Origin of the sequence: Conexibacter sp. SYSU D00693 (assembly GCF_017084525.1) — a bacterium.
Taxonomy (GTDB): Bacteria; Actinomycetota; Thermoleophilia; order Solirubrobacterales; family Solirubrobacteraceae; genus Baekduia.
Window position 1 is genome coordinate 680,474 of record NZ_CP070950.1, and the last position, 16,214, is coordinate 696,687.

General features: G+C 74.7%; 18 protein-coding genes. 12 read left to right on the forward strand and 6 right to left on the reverse strand.

Features of this window, described 5'->3' with window-relative positions; translation table 11 throughout:
* The first annotated feature begins 111 nt into the window (after nt 1-111).
* Entirely contained in the window at nt 112-1,455 is a 1,344-nt protein-coding gene (gene rny, locus JUB12_RS03425; protein ID WP_205698213.1) for a ribonuclease Y, read from the forward strand.
* Here rny and JUB12_RS03430 read toward each other — a convergent pair.
* On the reverse strand, nt 1,412-2,695 hold the full coding sequence (locus tag JUB12_RS03430) for an MFS transporter (protein ID WP_205698214.1): 1,284 nt from the start codon (nt 2,693-2,695) through the stop codon (nt 1,412-1,414). The two genes, rny and JUB12_RS03430, sit on opposite strands and share 44 nt — an antisense overlap.
* A 63-nt stretch (nt 2,696-2,758) precedes the next feature.
* Here JUB12_RS03430 and miaB point away from each other — a divergent pair, with 63 nt between their 5' ends.
* Nucleotides 2,759-4,087 carry a tRNA (N6-isopentenyl adenosine(37)-C2)-methylthiotransferase MiaB gene (gene miaB / locus JUB12_RS03435; RefSeq protein WP_241004403.1) on the forward strand — a complete coding sequence of 443 codons (1,329 nt, stop codon included), beginning with the start codon at nt 2,759-2,761 and terminating at the stop codon, nt 4,085-4,087.
* Nucleotides 4,088-4,102: 15 nt separating this feature from the next.
* Here the strand turns inward: miaB and JUB12_RS03440 are convergent, their stop codons facing one another.
* Nucleotides 4,103-4,639, reverse strand: coding sequence for a hypothetical protein (locus JUB12_RS03440; RefSeq protein ID WP_205698215.1), 537 nt, complete (start codon nt 4,637-4,639; stop codon nt 4,103-4,105).
* Between the two features lie 13 nt (nt 4,640-4,652).
* The gene (locus JUB12_RS03445; RefSeq protein WP_205698216.1) at nt 4,653-4,904 is read right to left on the reverse strand and encodes a hypothetical protein; all 252 of its coding nucleotides are present in this window, start codon (nt 4,902-4,904) and stop codon (nt 4,653-4,655) included.
* Nucleotides 4,905-4,979: 75 nt separating this feature from the next.
* Here JUB12_RS03445 and JUB12_RS03450 point away from each other — a divergent pair, with 75 nt between their 5' ends.
* From JUB12_RS03450 to JUB12_RS03465, 4 genes are all read left to right on the forward strand, one after another.
* Nucleotides 4,980-5,342 (forward strand): hypothetical protein, encoded by a 363-nt coding sequence (locus tag JUB12_RS03450; RefSeq protein ID WP_205698217.1) that lies wholly within the window; start codon nt 4,980-4,982, stop codon nt 5,340-5,342.
* On the forward strand, nt 5,302-6,036 hold the full coding sequence (locus JUB12_RS03455) for a hypothetical protein (protein ID WP_205698218.1): 735 nt from the start codon (nt 5,302-5,304) through the stop codon (nt 6,034-6,036). Before JUB12_RS03450 ends, JUB12_RS03455 begins: the two co-directional genes overlap by 41 nt.
* Before the next feature lie 15 nt (nt 6,037-6,051).
* Nucleotides 6,052-7,167: a glycosyl hydrolase gene (locus JUB12_RS03460; protein WP_205698219.1), complete on the forward strand. Its 1,116-nt coding sequence runs from the start codon at nt 6,052-6,054 to the stop codon at nt 7,165-7,167.
* 126 nt (nt 7,168-7,293) lie between these two features.
* Nucleotides 7,294-8,271 (forward strand): mechanosensitive ion channel family protein, encoded by a 978-nt coding sequence (locus JUB12_RS03465; RefSeq protein WP_205698220.1) that lies wholly within the window; start codon nt 7,294-7,296, stop codon nt 8,269-8,271.
* Nucleotides 8,272-8,300: 29 nt separating this feature from the next.
* On the opposite strand, the gene JUB12_RS03470 is transcribed toward JUB12_RS03465, so the two are convergent.
* A complete protein-coding gene (locus JUB12_RS03470) occupies nt 8,301-9,101 on the reverse strand; it encodes an SDR family oxidoreductase (protein WP_205698221.1) in 801 nt (266 codons plus the stop codon).
* 98 nt (nt 9,102-9,199) lie between these two features.
* On the opposite strand from JUB12_RS03470, the gene JUB12_RS03475 reads away from it, so the two are divergent.
* Genes JUB12_RS03475 through dapD form a run of 4 tightly spaced genes read left to right on the forward strand, consistent with a single transcriptional unit; the run spans nt 9,200 to nt 12,856 of the window.
* The gene (locus JUB12_RS03475; RefSeq protein ID WP_371822317.1) at nt 9,200-10,069 is read left to right on the forward strand and encodes a manganese catalase family protein; all 870 of its coding nucleotides are present in this window, start codon (nt 9,200-9,202) and stop codon (nt 10,067-10,069) included.
* Between the two features lie 11 nt (nt 10,070-10,080).
* Nucleotides 10,081-10,989 (forward strand): tRNA (adenosine(37)-N6)-dimethylallyltransferase MiaA, encoded by a 909-nt coding sequence (gene miaA / locus JUB12_RS03480; protein ID WP_241004404.1) that lies wholly within the window; start codon nt 10,081-10,083, stop codon nt 10,987-10,989.
* Between the two features lie 14 nt (nt 10,990-11,003).
* Entirely contained in the window at nt 11,004-11,864 is an 861-nt protein-coding gene (dapF, locus tag JUB12_RS03485; protein WP_205698223.1) for a diaminopimelate epimerase, read from the forward strand.
* A gap of 11 nt (nt 11,865-11,875) precedes the next feature.
* Nucleotides 11,876-12,856: a 2,3,4,5-tetrahydropyridine-2,6-dicarboxylate N-succinyltransferase gene (dapD, locus tag JUB12_RS03490; protein ID WP_205698224.1), complete on the forward strand. Its 981-nt coding sequence runs from the start codon at nt 11,876-11,878 to the stop codon at nt 12,854-12,856.
* On the opposite strand, the gene JUB12_RS03495 is transcribed toward dapD, so the two are convergent.
* Nucleotides 12,853-13,977, reverse strand: coding sequence for a pyridoxal phosphate-dependent aminotransferase (locus JUB12_RS03495; RefSeq protein WP_205698225.1), 1,125 nt, complete (start codon nt 13,975-13,977; stop codon nt 12,853-12,855). The two genes, dapD and JUB12_RS03495, sit on opposite strands and share 4 nt — an antisense overlap.
* Nucleotides 13,968-15,035, reverse strand: a complete 1,068-nt coding sequence (gene dapE, locus JUB12_RS03500; RefSeq protein WP_205698226.1) for a succinyl-diaminopimelate desuccinylase — start codon at nt 15,033-15,035, stop codon at nt 13,968-13,970. The genes JUB12_RS03495 and dapE overlap by 10 nt, the downstream gene beginning before the upstream one ends.
* Before the next feature lie 48 nt (nt 15,036-15,083).
* Here dapE and JUB12_RS03505 point away from each other — a divergent pair, with 48 nt between their 5' ends.
* Entirely contained in the window at nt 15,084-15,860 is a 777-nt protein-coding gene (locus tag JUB12_RS03505) for a DUF429 domain-containing protein (RefSeq protein ID WP_205698227.1), read from the forward strand.
* Nucleotides 15,857-16,210, forward strand: a complete 354-nt coding sequence (locus JUB12_RS03510) for a VOC family protein (protein WP_205698228.1) — start codon at nt 15,857-15,859, stop codon at nt 16,208-16,210. Before JUB12_RS03505 ends, JUB12_RS03510 begins: the two co-directional genes overlap by 4 nt.
* The last annotated feature ends 4 nt before the right edge of the window (nt 16,211-16,214 follow it).

The following is a 16,214-nucleotide window of genomic DNA, read 5'->3' on the forward strand; positions in this document are numbered from 1 at the left end:
GTCCGCAACGGCGCCGCGCTGCGCGCGTTGTCCGCGCGCCGAGGCCGGGGGTAGAGTCGGTCGCGGCACGGAAGAGCGGGACGCTCGCGCGTCCCGGGAGAGGACGGATGCATGCAGACCTTGATCGGCGCGGCGCTCATCGCCATGGGCCTCGTCGTCGCGACGCTCGTCCACACGCGCTCCCGTCCCGGTCACGCCGCCGCGCCGCTCGCGGCCGATCCCACCCTCGACCGCCGCGCCGCCGAGCTCGAGCTGCGCGCGGCGGAGCTCGAGCGCCAGGCCGCCGAGCTCGAACGCCTCAAGGTCGAGCGCGAGCGGGCGCTGGAGCGCGCGAGCGGCCTGAGCGCCGCCGAGGCCAAGCAGGAGCTCCTCAAGGACGTCGAGGGCGAGGCGCGCCAGGACGCGGCGCGGGTCCTGCGCCGCGTCGAGGACGAGACCAAGCGCGACGCCGAGCGGCGCGTGCGCTCGATCCTGTCCGTGGCGATGCAGCGCCTCGCCGCGTCGCACGCGACGCAGACCACCGTCTCCGTGGTCCAGCTGCCGGGCGACGACATGAAGGGCCGGATCATCGGCCGCGAGGGGCGCAACATCCGCGCGCTCGAGAACCTCACCGGCGTCGACTTCATCGTCGACGACACACCCGGCGCCGTCGTCCTCAGCGCCTTCGACGGCGTGCGCCGCGAGGTCGCGCGGATGACGCTCGAGCGCCTGCTGCAGGACGGCCGGATCCACCCGGCCCGCATCGAGGAGGTGTTCTTCTCGGCGAAGTCCGACCTCGACGCCCACATCGTCGAGGTCGGCGAGGCCGCCGTCCTGGAGGCCGGCGTCCAGGGCCTGGACCCGGAGCTCGTGCGCCTCCTCGGCCGGCTGCGCTTCCGCACGAGCTACGGCCAGGACGTGCTCGCCCACTCGATCGAGTGCGCGCTGATGGCGGGCACGATGGCCCACGAGCTCGGGGCCAGCGCGAAGACGGCGAAGCGCGCCGCGCTCCTGCACGACATCGGCAAGGCGGTGTCCGGCGAGGTCGAGGGCCCGCACGCGCTGGTCGGCGGCGACCTGGCCCGCCGCCACGGCGAGCGCGAGGCCGTCGCCCACGCCATGGAGGCCCACCACAACGAGGTCGAGCCGCAGACCGTCGAGGCGGTGATCGTGCAGGCGGCCGACGCGCTGAGCGGCGCCCGGCCGGGGGCGCGCGGGGAGTCGCTGGAGCACTACGTCAAGCGCCTGCGCGACCTCGAGCAGCTCGCCGCCCGCCACGACGGCGTCGAGAAGGTCTACGCGATGCAGGCGGGCCGCGAGGTCCGCGTCATCGTCGAGCCGTCGGCCGTGGACGACGCGGGCGCGGGCGTGCTGGCCCGCGGCATCGCCCGGGAGATCGAGCGCGAGCTCGAGTACCCCGGCCAGATCAAGGTCACGGTGATCCGGGAGTCGCGCGCGGTGGACTACGCCAGGTGAGCTCGCGCACGCCGCGAGCCAGGAGCGGCAGGGCGGTCGTCACCACGCAGGCGATCCCGCCGACCGCCAGGACCTCACGCGCCCCGACCGCGTCGGCCAGCGGCCCCGCCAAGGCGTAGGCCACCGGCAGCAGCGCCAGCGACCCCATCCAGTCGAAGGCCGACACGCGCCCGAGCGCGGCGGGCGGGATCAGCTCGCTCAGGGCCGTGGTCCACCACACGTCGAAGAGCGAGAGGCCCCAGCCGCCGGCCGCGGCGACGGCGAGCGTGAGGACCAGCGGCGCGTCGACCGCCAGGCAGACGCCGATGAGCGGCCACAGCAGGGCTACGACGTGCGACGCGAGGATCGGGTGCGTGGGCCGCCAGCGCAGGCCCGTGGCGGCACCGGACAGCGCCCCCGCGCCGAAGGCCGTCATGGTCCAGCCGAAGACCGCGGTGTCGCCGTGGACCTCCTCGGCGACCGTCGGGCCGAGGACGAACAGCGGCCCGTAGGCGAGGATCAGCGCCGCGGTGGCGCCGAGGATGGTCGCCCACACCCAGACGCGGCTGCGGACCTCCGCCCAGCCCTCGGCGAGCTCCGTGCGCCACGAGGGCGCCGGCTCGGGCAGCGCGGTGAGCGACGGCGCCGGCACGGACGGCTCGCCCTCGTCCACGAGGCCGGTGCGCCTGCGCGTGCGCACGCCGGCGACGAGCAGCGCGCTCACGAGGAACGTCACGGCGTCGACGGCGAACGCCACGCCGGCGCTGAGGCCGACGACGAGCGCGGTCCCGATCGCCGGGCCTGCGAGCTCTGCGACGTTGTCGGTCATCGAGGTCACCGCGCGGGCGGCCTGGATGTCCTCCTCGGGCACGGTCTCCGGCACGAGGCCGGTCTGCGCGGGGCGGAAGAACGCCTCGGCGCTGCCGAAGACGAGGCTCGCGACGACGAGGTGCCACACCTCCGCGCTGCCGGTGAGGACGAGCACGGCGACGACCGTCTGCACGACCGCGCGCACGACGTCGGTCGCCAGGACCAGCCGGGCGCGCGGCAGCCGGTCGGCCCAGACGCCGCCGACGAGCAGGAGCAGCACGAGCGGCAGCGCCTGCGCGGTGAGGACGAGGCCCAGGTCCGTGGCGCTGCCGGTGTCCGTGACGTACAGCGCGAGCGCCACGACGACCACGCGGTCGCCCAGCGACGAGCCGGCCTGGGCGAGCCAGAGCCGGCGGAAGTCGCGGTGGCGGACGACGGACAGCGGCGACACGAAGACGCAGCAGTGCAGCACCTCGCCCGGCGCGAGGAGGTGCGGCTACCCTGCGGGGCTGCCGTGAGCGCCCGGTCGGTCCACATCACGACGTTCGGCTGCCAGATGAACGAGCACGACTCCGAGCGGATGCTCGGGATGCTCGACGCCCTGGGCTACGCGCCGACCGAGGACCGCGACGCGGCGGACCTCATCCTCTTCAACACCTGCTCGATCCGCGAGAAGGCCGACGACCGCTTCGTCGCGCACCTGCGCCAGGCCGCGGCCGTCAAGCGCCGGCGCCCGGAGACGCTCATCGGGGTCGGCGGCTGCTGGGCCCAGTCGGTCAAGGACCAGGTCTTCCGGCAGTTCCCGTTCGTCGACGTCGCCTTCGGCCCCGGTCAGGTGCACAAGCTCGCCGAGTTCCTCACGAGCGACTCGCTGACCGCGCAGGGGTTCTTCGAGTTCGAGGGCTTCACCGGCCACCTGCCGGCGCGCCGCGCCCGCGACGTCCAGGGGTGGGTGCAGATCTCCGCCGGCTGCAACCAGCGCTGCTCGTACTGCATCGTCCCGTCGACCCGGGGGCGCGAGGTGTCGCGGCCGCTGGAGGAGCTCGTCGACGAGGTCCGCGGCCTCGTGGCCGACGGGGTGCGCGAGGTGACGCTGCTGGGCCAGAACGTCAACTCGTGGGGCGTGCGCCTGCGGCCGCACCCGTCGACGTTCGCGACGCTCCTGCGCGAGCTCGACGCGATCGAGGGCCTGGACCGCATCCGCTACACGTCCCCGCACCCGCAGGACATGAAGGAGGACGTCGTCCTCGCCCACGCGGAGTGCCCGAGCGTGTGCGAGCACGTCCACCTGCCGCTGCAGGCCGGGTCCTCGCGGATCCTGAAGCTCATGCGCCGCACCTACACGCGCGAGCACTTCCTGGACCGCGTCGCGCTCATCCGCGAGCACGTGCCGGACTGCGCGATCACGACGGACATCATCGTCGGGTTCCCGGGGGAGACCGAGGCCGACTTCCAGGAGACGCTCGAGGTCGTCGACGAGGTCGGCTTCGACGGCGCCTTCACCTTCATCTTCTCGCCGCGCCGCGACACCGAGGCGGCACTCATGGAGGACGACGTCCCCCACGAGGTGAAGGTCGCGCGGATGGAGCGCCTCGTGGAGCTCGTGCAGCGCCGGGCGCACGAGCGCGCGCAGCGCTTCGTCGGACGGACGCTCGAGGTCCTCGTCGAGGGCCCGTCGCGCCACGATCCGTCGCGCATGCGCGGGCGCTGCCGGCACAACAAGGTCGTGAACTTCGAGGGCCTCGCGGTGCCGGGCGAGCTCGTGCCCGTCGAGATCACCGGGGCGACGTCCCAGACGCTGACGGGCGAGCTGTCGCTCGTCGCGCGCGCCGCGGCGTTCTAGGCCGCGCCTGCCGCGTCAGGCGGCGCCGTCGAGCGGGTGTTGCAGCGGCCCCGCGGTGAAGAGCTCCGCCGACCCGCAACGCGGGCAGGCGTAGAGGTGCAGCGCGACCGTCCGCGGGCGCGCCAGCGCGGGGTCGTCGGTGCGGGCCACGTGCTCGGGCCGCTCGAGCGCCTGGAGGTCCCGCCGGCCCTCGTAGACGCGCGCGACGCCGCAGTGGGGGCAGGTGAGGTCGATCGTGCGAGCGGTGTCGGCCGCCCGCTGGCGCCGGACGGCCGCCTTCGCCGCCACGTCCGCGTCGAGCTGGGCGACCTTCGCGTGCAGCGCCTCGACCTGCGCGAGGTACGCGTCGCCCTCATCGACGGTCAGCCGCCGCTCGCGCTCGCGGCCGGCGAGGTCCCGCGTCCACAGCACGGCGTACGTCGCGACGTCGCGCGGCACGTCCCGGTCACCCGGCCGCATGCCCTGCCGCGGCGCCCGCCACGCCAGCCGCGCCTCGAGGTCGTCGTTGGGCAGCGGGGCCCGGAGGTCGACGGCGAAGAGGCTGGAGTCCACGGCGCGGGGGAGCCTACGCGGCGCCCACGCCCGACCGTCGCGCTCGGCGACGCGCCCACCAGCTCGTGTCGGCGGGCGCGACCCAGGCGCTCACCAGCCAGGGCAGCCCTGCGAGCAGCAGCCCGGCGACGACCCAGCCCCACCGGCCCTTCAGCGCGGTGACGACGCCGGCCGGCGCCAGCACGAGGACCAGGACGATGAAGAAGATCAGACCGGCCCCGGGCTCGACGAGGTACGACGTCCCCTCTTCCTCCCCGTAGGCCATGGCGACAGGCTACGTGGATGCGGCGGTCGGACGCCGGTGCAGCGGTCCGTCCCCACGCCATGCGAACATGTGTTCGTGCGCTGGCAGAACCTGACCATCGAGGCCGAGCAGGGCGCGGAGCAGTCTGCGCTCCCGGGCTACCGCGACGAGGCGACCGTCCGCCGCTTCAACGCCCCGGAGGCCCTCAACACGCGCTTCTACGAGATCCGGGCGAAGTCCGTCCTGAACCGCGTCCCGGAGAAGTCGGCCGTGCCGTTCCGCTGGACGGTCAACCCGTACCGAGGCTGCAGCCACGGCTGCCTTTTATTGCTTTGCTCGGCCGACGCACACCTACCTCGGCTTCGACGCGGGCCGCGACTTCGACAACGAGATCGTCGTCAAGGTCAACGCGCCCGAGGTGCTGGCCGCGGAGCTGCGGCGCCCGTCGTGGACGGGTGAGCACGTCGCGATGGGGACGAACACGGACCCGTACCAGTGGGTCGAGGGGCGCTACAAGCTCATGCGCGGGATCTGGGCCGCGCTGCGCGACGCGCGCAACCCGTGCTCGGTGCTGACGAAGTCGCCGCTGCTGCTGCGTGACCTCGACCTGATGCTGCAGGTCGCCGAGGTGGCCGAGATCAGCGCGTCGCTGTCGGTCCCGACGATCGACGAGCGGGCGTGGCGCGCGACCGAGCCGCACACGCCCAACCCGCGGGCGCGTCTGGAGGCGGTGGGGGAGCTCAACCGGGCGGGCATCCCGTGCGGCATCCTCGTCGCGCCGCTCATGCCGGGCATCAACGACGACCCACGCCAGGTCGAGGAGATCCTGACGCTGGCGGCTGAGGCGGGGGCGACGAGCGTCGGCGGGCAGGGGCTGTTCCTGCGCGGCGAGACGCGCGGGGTCTTCATGGACTGGCTGCGTTCGTACCGGCCCGACCTCGTCGACCACTACGAGGAGCTCTACGGCACGAGCGGGTACCTGCCGGCGCGGGAGCAGGAGCGCCTGCGCGGGATGCTCGTGCACCCCGACGGGCCGCGGCCGTCGGCGTTCCGGCTGCGCGTGCAGGAGCGCCGGGCGCACCAGGCCGAGCAGGCGCGGCAGGCCATCGCGGCGGCCCGGCGCAGCCGGACCGTGCAGGAGGCGCTGTTCTAGGGAAGCCCGCCGAGGATGCAGGACGCAGGCGGGTCGTGGTGGGCGGGACGGACGCGGTGGATCGTCGCGGGCGTCGTGGCGCTCGTCGTGGCGGTGGGGGCGGTCGCCCTGGCGAGCGGCGGCGGGGACGACGGTGGTGGTGACGGGGCCGACACGGTCGTCGGGACCGCGGTCGCGCCGGCGCAGACCGGCCGGGGTGCGCGCACGACGGGCGGCGACGGAGACGACCCGCAGCCCGGCCTGCCCGAGCCCGGCCGCGGCCGCGACGGCGACGACGAGACCGGCGACGGGCCGGCGCTGCCCGTGCGCAAGGGCGCCGCGTCCGGCGTCGAGGTCGGCATCGGCGAGCACGGCACCGCGATGTTCGACGACCCGCGCTTTCGGGCGCTGGGCATCCGGCGGGCCCGGCTCGTCGTCGCCTACGACGCGACGAAGGTGCGCTTCGAGCGCGAGATCGTCGACAGCTGGCTGGCCGGGGCGCAGCGCGCGGGGGTGGAGCCCTTCATCACGTTCGGCCACTCCCGCGTCCGGCCGCAGCGCCTGCCGTCCGTCGCCGAGTTCCGCGCCCGCTTCCGCGAGTTCCACCGTCGCTGGCCGCAGGTCCGCGTCTTCGCGGCCTGGAACGAGGCCAACCACGCCAGCCAGCCGACGTCCGGCGCGCCGGAGCGCGCGGCGGACTTCTTCGACGTCGTGCGCGCGGAGTGCTCCGGGTGCACCGTCGTCGCCGGTGACCTGCTCGACCAGGCCGGGATGGAGCGCTACCTGGCGACCTACCGGCGCAGCCTGGACTCGACGCCGGCGGTCTGGGGGCTGCACAACTACGCCGACACGAACCGCTTCCGCCGCACCGGGGTGCAGACGCTGCTGCGTGCGGTCGAGGGGCCGATCTGGCTGACGGAGACCGGCGGCCTGTACAGCTTCGGGCGCAGCTTCCCGCCCAGCGCGCGCCGGCAGGCCAGAGCGCTCGCCTACACCTTCCGCATCGCCCGCTCGTCCCCGCGGATCGAGCGCGTCTACCTCTACAACTGGACCGGCGCGCCGAGGGGCGCGCGCTTCGACGCCGGGCTCATCAGCGCCAGCGGGACGCCGCGACCGGCGTACCGCACCCTGAAGACCGCGCTCGGCCGCTAGCCCCGGCGATCGCGCATGGCCGCCCCTTCGAGGGGCAGCACCTCAGGAGATCCGCGGTCCCCACCGCGGCGCCTCTGTGCGCCCGGTCACACGACCGCAACGACGACGAGGGAACGGTGGTCCTAGGTGGCGAAGCTCAAGCCACGACGCAACGACCAGGAGCACATGCGCAAGCTGTTCGAGACCCGAAGCCATTCCTGGGCTGAGGCGGGCCTCGCCCGTCAGCTCAGCGCCAAGGCCGTGAAGCGCGCCCGGGTGGGCGTGCTCGTCAACCTGCCGATGATCGCCGGCGTGCTGGTGCTCTACCACCTGCGCCACGAGCTCTTCGGCGTGGACGTGCCCGTCCGCATCGTGACGATGCTGGCGCTCGTCGCGCTGGGTTGGCAGTTCGCCCGCGACCTCGGCCGCGCCTTCGGTCCGACGCTGTTCCGCCGCCTGGACCCCGGGACGGCGGGCACGGTCGGCTTCCTCGTGCGCCTGGCGACGATCGTCCTCGCCGTGCTCGTCGCGCTGCGCGTCGCGGGCCTCAAGCCCGAGACGCTGGCGGTCGGCGGCGCGTTCACCGCGGTCATCCTCGGCCTCGCCGCCCAGCAGACGTTCGGCAACCTCTTCGCCGGGCTCGTGCTCCTCAGCGCCCGGCCCTTCCGCGTCGGCGAGCGCGTGCGCCTCCAGGGCGGCGGCCTCGCGGGGACGATGGAGGGCGTCGTCTCGTCGCTCGGGCTGCTCTACACGACGTTCTCGAGCGGCGACGACCAGATCATGGTCCCGAACAGCATCGTGCTCAACGTGGCGGTGATCCCGCTGCGCGAGCCCGAGGGCGTCGACCTCCGCGCGCGCCTGCGCGCGGGCATCACGCCGCTGGACCTCCAGGAGCGCCTGGACGACGTCGTCGACGTCGACCTGCGCGACCGCCCGCGCATCCTGCTCGAGGAGGTCGACGACGACGAGGTGGTCGTGCGCGTGCAGGCCACGCCCCAGCGCCCGTCCGACGGCCCGCGCCTGGCGACCGAGGTCGTCCGCGTGATCCACGAGCTCGCCCAGCGCGGCGAGGCCATCGGGCGCGACGTGCGCACGAGCAGCGACGACGGCGCGCTCGTCGGCTAGGCCGGCCGGTGGCGGGTGCCTGGCACCCGTCACCTGTGGCGGTCGAGCTGCTGGCCGGCGGCGATGGACGCCGAGACCTTGTCCGAGCCGGCCAGCCGCGCGACCTTCGCCGACAGCCCCGGTGCGACCTCGGCGAAGGTCGTCAGCGCCTTCATCGAGACCGGCGCGACGGTGACCTCGCCGCGGTCGCGGACGATCGCCGACTCGACGGCCTCCGCCACGTCGCTCGGGGTGCTGGTCCCGACGCCCCGCGGCAGCTCGGCGCCCGAGTCGTGGAACATCCCCGCGTCGCGGATGAAGCCGGGGAAGACGACGCTCGCGCCGACCGGCGTGCCGTGCAGGTCGCCCCGCAGCCCCTGGGCGAACCCGCGCAGCCCGAACTTCGTCGCGCTGTAGATCGACGACCCCGGGGCGCTCGTGCGTCCCGCGATCGACGAGATGAGCACGAGGTGCCCGCGGCCACGGGCGAGCATCTCCGGCACGAGCGCCCGCGCCAGCACGATCGGCGCGCGCAGGTTCACGTCGAGCGCGCGGTCGATGCGCTGCAGGTCGAAGTCCTCGACGAACTGGCCCGACGCCGGCAGCGCGGCGTTGGCCACCAGCACGTCGACGTCGGCGCAGTCCGCCGCCAGCCGGTCGACCTCCTCGCGCACGGCGAGGTCGACCGCCACCGCGCGGCCTCCGAGCTCGGCGGCCAGCGGCTCCAGCACGTCGAGCCGTCGGCCGGTCAGGACGAGCTGCGCGCCTGCCGCGTGCAGCCGCCGCGCGATGGCATGGCCGATGCCGCCCGTCGCGCCCGTGAGCAGGACCCGCGCCCCCTGGAGCTCCATGACCGCGGATCCTGCCAGGCGCGGGCGTGGTCCGGCAGCGAACCGCCGAGGTCCGACCAGGAGGTTCGGTCGCCCCGATGCGGCGCACCCGCGGCCTCATGTTCCTCCACACCAAGCAGCTCGCGTACAAGGTGCGCGTCGACAAGCCGAACCCCGTGTTCGCCAAGCACCTCCAGCAGGCCATCGGCGGGATCGAGGGCGAGATCCGCGTCTGCCTCCAGTACCTCATGCAGGGGTGGAACTGCCGCGGACCGGAGCGCTACAAGGACATGCTCCTCAACACCGGCACCGAGGAGATCGGCCACATCGAGATGCTCGCCACGGCCGTGGCGCTGAACCTCGAGGGCGCCGAGTCCAAGCTCCAGGAGGACCTCGCGGAGGCCAACCCGACCGTCGCCGCCGTGCTGGGCGGCCAGGACCCGCGCCACGTCATCTCGGCCGGCCTCGGCGCGATGGCCACCGACGCCAACGGCGTGCCGTTCAACGGCTCGTGGATCATCGACACCGGCAACATCGGCGCGAACATGCACGCCAACGTCGCCGCGGAGGGCGGCGGCCGCGTGCTCGCGACGCGTCTCTACGAGATGACCGACGACCCGGGCATGAAGGACATGCTCGCGTTCCTCATCGCCCGCGACACGATGCACCAGAACCAGTGGATGGCCGTCCTCGAGGAGTTCAAGGACATGGGCATGCCCGCGCCCATGGACTTCCCCCAGGAGCTCGAGAACCAGGACCACAACTACGAGTTCATCGTGCACTCCGACGGCGAGGTCCCGGGTGATGCCCGCTGGACCAGCGGCCCGTCGGTCGACAGCCACGGCACCTTCAGCGTCCGCAAGGCCGAGGCCTGGGGCGAGGTCCCGAAGCTGGCGCCGGCCGAGGCGCGTCCCGAGCTGCACAGCACGGTCGAGATGGCCGAGGGCCAGCGCTTCGTCCGCAAGGCCAAGGACATGCTCACGCCGTAGTCCGGTGGGGCGTGGCCGCCGCCGGGCTCTGCGAAGCTCCGGCGGTGGCCGACGTCCTGGCGATCTTCGGGCCGACCGGGATCGGCAAGACCGCCCTGGCCATCGCGCTGGGCGAGCGGCTGCGGGCGCAGGGTGAGCGCCCGGTCGCGGTCTCGGCCGACGCGCTGCAGGTCTACCGCGGGCTCGAGGTCCTCACGGGCGTCGCGAGCGCCGAGGAGCAGGCCCGCCTCGAGCACCGGCTCGTCTCGTTCCTGGCGGTCACGGAGACGTTCTCCGTCGCGGAGTACGCCCGTCGCGCGCATGCCGCCATCGACGCGGTGCTCGACGAGGGCGGCACCCCGATCGTCGTCGGCGGCACCGGGCTCTACCTGCGCGCGGCGCTCGCCGAGCTCGACCTCAGGCCCCCGCCGCCGCCCGAGCTGCGTGAGCGACTGAAGCGGGAGCTCGACGCCCACGGGCCCGAGGTGCTGCACGCCCGCCTCGACGACGCCGCGCGCGCCCGCGTCGACCCGCGCGACGCCCACCGCATCATCCGCGCGCTCGAGCTCGCCGAGCTCGGCCAGGAGCTCCACAGCGGCGACCAGCTGTGGACCGCCCACACGCGCCGGCCCACCCGGCTCGTCGGGCTCACGATGGACCGCGAGGCGCTGCGCGAGCGCATCGCCGCCCGCGTGCACCAGATGGTCGCCGACGGCGCCGCCGGCGAGGTCCGGGCCGCCGAGGCCGCCGGCGCGAGCGAGACCGCCCGCAAGGCGCTGGGCTTCCGCGAGCTGCTCGACGGCGACGTCGAGGCGATGGTCACCGCCACCCGCCGCTACGCCCGCCGCCAGACCACCTGGATGCGCAAGCTCGAGGGCGTCGAGCTCGTCGACGTCACCGGCCACAGCGCCGAGGACGTCGCGGCGCAGCTGCTCCCGTAGCCTGCCGCCGCGAGATGCGCTTCGAGAAGTGGCAGGCGCTGGGCAACGACTACCTCGTCGTCGAGCGCGACGCGATCGGCCTCCCGCTGAGCGCCGAGCGCGTGCGGCTGCTGTGCGACGTCCACCACGGCGTCGGCTCCGACGGCGTGCTCGAGCTCAGCCCGACCGACGAGCCGGGCTTCGTCGCGCGCCTGCGGATCTTCAACCCCGACGGCAGCGAGGCCGAGCTCAGCGGCAACGGCGCCCGCGAGGCCGTCCTCTACCTGCGCCGCGCCGGCTGGACCGACCAGCGCCAGTTCTCGATCCTCACCGCCGCCGGCGAGATCCGCCCGACGATCCACGACGAGCGCACGGCCACGCTCGACATCGGCCGCGCCCGCCTGCGCTCGGACGACTTCCCCAGCGGGGGCGACGACGGCCAGGGCGAGCTCGAGGCCGACGGGCGCAGCTGGCGCTTCCAGCACGCCCAGGTCGGCAACCCGCAGTGCGCGATCCTCGTGCGCGACGAGGCCGCGCTCACGGCGCTCGACCTCCCGAAGCTCGGCCCCGCCATCGAGCGCCACGCCCTCTTCCCGCACCGCACGAACGTCTCGTTCTCCGCCGAGCTCGCGCCCGACCGGATCCGCACCCGGATCTTCGAGCGCGGCGTGGGGGAGACGAGCGCCTCGGGGACCGGCGCCTGCGGCGCCGCCGTCGCCCACGTGCTGCGCGGCGGCGACAGCCCCGTGACCGTCGTCCTCGACGGCGGCGAGCTCGTCGTCGACGTCGAGGAGGACCTCCACATCGCCCTCACCGGCTGGGCCGAGCCGGTCTTCCGCGCCGAGGCCAGCGACGAGCTCGTCGCCGCGCTGCGGGCGCTGCCGGACCCGTCGTAGGCTCCGGGGCGATGAGCGAGCAGCGCAGCGCCTGGGCGGCCGGCCTGGCGACCTTCACCCGCGACGGGCGGGCCCTGGACACCTTCTTCCCGCGGCCCGTGCTCGGACCGGCCCCCGAGGGCCTGGAGCCCGGGACGACGCGGCTGCGCCACGCCCGGGCGACCGAGCTCGGCGGCGGCGCGTTCGCCGGCGCGGCCGGCGAGGACCAGGTCCGCGGCGTCGTCACCGTCCCGGTCGTCACGGTCGTCGCCGACCTCGACGCCGGCCCGCAGGACGCCCACGACATCTACCTGCGCCTGCACCTGCTCTCGCACCGCCTCGTCCAGCCGCACGGCCTCAGCCTGGATGGCCAGTTCGGGGTCCTGCCCAACATCGCCTGGACCAGCCGCGGCGCGGTCGACCCTGCCGCCCTCACCGACGCCCAGCTGCGGGCCCGGGCCGCCGGAGAGCACCTCGCGGTCACCTCGATCGACAAGTTCCCGCGGATGACCGACTACGTCGTCCCGTCCGGTGTGCGCATCGCCGACGCCGACCGCGTCCGCCTCGGCGCCCACCTCGCCGAGGGGACCACCGTCATGCACGAGGGCTTCGTGAACTTCAACGCCGGGACGCTGGGCCACTCGATGGTCGAGGGCCGCATCAGTGCGGGCGTCGTCGTGGGCGACGGCACCGACATCGGCGGCGGCGCGTCGATCATGGGCACGCTGTCGGGCGGCGGCAAGGAGGTCATCTCGCTCGGCGAGCGCTGCCTGCTCGGGGCGAACGCCGGCCTCGGCATCTCGCTCGGCGACGACTGCGTGGTGGAGGCCGGCCTCTACGTCACCGCCGGCACGCGCGTGACGACGCCCGACGGCGACGTCGTCAAGGCGCGCGACCTGAGCGGCTCCGACGGTCTGCTGTTCCGGCGCGACAGCGTGACCGGCACCGTGCACGCGCTGGCCCACAAGGGGACGTGGGGCGGCCTCAACGCCGTCCTGCACGCCAACGACTAGCGCCCGCGCAAGCGCGCGGCCGCCTCGGCGCAGCGCTCGCGCGTGGGGACCAGCGCCGCGCGCACGTGCCCGGCGCCCTCGGGCCCGAAGAACGACCCGGGGGCGACCGCGATGCCGGTCTCCCGCAGCAGGGCCATGGCGATCCGCTCGTCGTCGGCGCCGTCGGGCGTGCGCAGCCAGAGGAAGAACGTCGCGTCGCCGCCCGCCAGGGTGAAGCCCGCGGCCTCGAAGGCGCCCAGCAGGACGTCGCGCTTGGCGCGGTAGACGTCGCGGACGTCGTCGACGTGCTGCTCGTCGGACCACGCGGCGACGGCGGCGCGCTGGACGAACTCCTGCGGCGCCACGCCGACGTTGGGCCGGTAGCGCTTGAGGGCGGCGATGACCTGCGGGTCGCCCGCCACGAACCCCGAGCGGTAGCCGGGCATCGACGAGCGCTTGGAGAGCGTGTTGAAGACCACGACGTTGCGGCGGTCGGTCAGCTCGAGCGCGCCGCGCGGCTGCTCGCCGAACCACAGCTCGCTGTAGGCCTCGTCGCTGGCCAGCACGACGTCGTGCTCGCGGGCCAGCGCCGCCGCGCGCTCGTAGAGCTCCAGCGGCGCCGTCGCGCCCGTCGGGTTGTTGGGGAAGTTCAGCCAGACGATCGCCGTGCCCGGCCAGTCGATGGCGTCGAGGTCCGGCAGGAAGCCGCGCTCGGCGAGCAGCGGCAGGCGCACGACCTCCTTGCCGGCGAACCGCGCGCCGCGCTCGGGCACGGGGTAGCCGGGGGCGGTGACGACGACGCGCTCGCCGCCGAGGACCTGCGCGAGGTGGAAGACCGCCTCCTTGGAGCCGAGCGTCGGCAGGACCTCGGTGGCCGGGTCGAGCTGCGCCCCGAAGCGCGTCGCCACCCACGCCGAGATCGCGCCGCGCAGCTCCGGCAGGCCCTCGGCCAGCGGGTACGTGGACAACGGGTCGACCGCGCCCCGCAGCGCCTCGCGGATGAAGGCCGGCGTCTGCTCGCGCGGCTCGCCGACGCCGAGGTCGATGACGTCCACGCCGTCCGCGGCCGCCGCCCGCTTGGCCTCGTTGAGGCGGACGAAGGGGTAGGCCCCGAGGCCCTCCAGGACCGGGTTCAGCCGCACAGGAACCTCGCGAGGACGTCGTGGCAGCGCACGAGCGCGTCGACCTCGATGCGCTCGTCGGCACGGTGGGCGAACGCCGGGTCGCCGGGACCGAGGTTGACCGCGGGCACGCCCACGGCGGCGAACTCCGCCACCGGCGTCCACGCCTGCTTGGGCGCGACCTCCAGGCCGTCGGCCAGCCGGCGCGCGAGGTCGCTGGTCAGCGCGGCGGGCGCCGAGGGCGCGTTGCCGTCGATGCGCACCTCGCCGAAGGGCTCGCAGATCGCGCGCAGCCGGCGCTCGGCCTCGTCGGCGCTCGTGCCCGGCGCGTAGCGCATGTTCACCTCGGCCACGCACGAGCCGGGCACGACGTTGCGCGCGATCCCGCCGTGGACGGTGGTCACCGAGATGACCTCGGTGAAGGTCAGGCCGTCGGAGTCGACCGGCACCGGCTCGACCTGCGCGAGCGCGGCGATCCCCGCCGCCGCCTGGTGGATCGCGTTGTCGGCGAGCCACGGGCGGGCGGAGTGGCCCGCGCGGCCCGTGAAGGTCCAGGTCGCGTTGAGGTTGCCCAGGCAGCCCGCATGCAGCTGGTTGGCGGTGGGCTCCATGACGATCGCCAGGGCGACGTCGTGCAGGGACGGCTCGCGCGCCAGCAGCGGCGTCAGCGACGAGTCCACGAAGGGCAGCTCCTCGCGGGGGAAGAAGAGCACGCCGACGTCGACGCCCTCCCACGGACCCGGCGGGTGCAGCGCCAGCTCGACCATCGTCGCCAGCGCGCCCTTCATGTCCGCCGCGCCCAGGCCGTGCACCCAGCCGTCCCCGATGCGCCCCGGGCGGTTGTCCTGCGCGGGGACGGTGTCGAGGTGGCCCGCGAGCAGGACGAGCGGCCGGTCCGCCCGGCGCTCGCCGACGTGGGCCAGCAGGCACAGGTCGCCGAGGTCCTGCACCGCGACGCCGCCCTCGCGGAGCACGTCGGTGACGTGGCGGTGCAGCGCGGCCTCGTCGTGGGACTCCGAGGGGACGTCGATGAGCTCGAGGGTCCGGTCGGCGAGGCGCTGCGCGAGGTCCGGCGGCACGGGCTGGCAAGCTAGCGGCTTCCAGCCATGCGCTACTGCGGGGTCGACGTGTCCGCCCGTCCGGGCAACCAGCAGCTCTGCACGCTGCACGAGCGGCGCGGGGCGGAGGGGACGACCGAGCTCGTCGCCACGTTCTACGAGCCGGGGGACGTCGACGCGATCGCGCGTACGGTGCTCGGCTTCGGCGGCGAGGCGGTCTGCGCGATCGATGCGCCCAGCGGGCGCCGGCTCGACCTCCTGGCCCCGGGCCAACCGCTGCGCGACCAGCTCGGCCTGCCCGAGGGGCGCTACGAGCGCATGCGCGTGTGCGACGCCCTGCTCTTCCGCCGCCGGCTGCCGCTCTACCCGGTGCCCGCCGCCCAGCAGGGCCTGGCCGCGTGGGAGGGCTGGATGGCGCAGGGCTTCGCGCTGTTCGAGGCGCTCGACGCGCTCGTCCTGCACCGCCCGCAGGTCCCCGCCGACGTCCTCGGCGCCCCGCACGGCGACGGGGCGCTGGCCTTCGGCCGCCTCGCGGAGACCTACCCCGACGCGGTCTTCTGCTCCCTGCTGGGCCACCGGCCGTCGGCCAAGCGCACGCCGTGGGGGCTGCAGCAGCGGATCGCGGCGCTGCGCCTGCGCGGGGTCGTCGACGACGACGGCGGCCTCTGGCACCGGACGCTCGACGAGCTCGACGCGTGCGCCGCCGCCTACGCCGCATACGCGCTGGCCGCCGGGACCGGCTCCTGGGTGGGCGACCCGCGCGAGGGCGTCCTGCTGCTGCCGGTCCCCGAGCTGGCCGAGCGCTACGAGCCGCTGCCCCCACCCGCGAGACTCCCGCTGGCATGACCGTCCGCCGCATCGTCGCCAACCTCCACGGGCAGGACCCGGCCGCCGGCGCGGCGTTCTTCGCCGACGTCCTGGGCCTCGAGGTGGTGATGGACCACGGCTGGGTCAGGACCTACGCGAAGGCCGACGAGCCGCGCGGGCCCCAGGTGCAGGTGATGTCGCACGACGCCAGCGCGCCGGTCGTCCCCGACGCGTCGGTCGAGGTCGACGACGTCGACGCCGCGTACGCGGCGGTGCTCGAGCGCGGCGACGAGGTCGTCCACCCGCTGACCGACGAGCCCTGGGGCGTGCGGCGGTTCTTCGTCCGCGAGCCCGGCGGGCGCGTCATCAACGTCCTGACACACCGCTGAACGC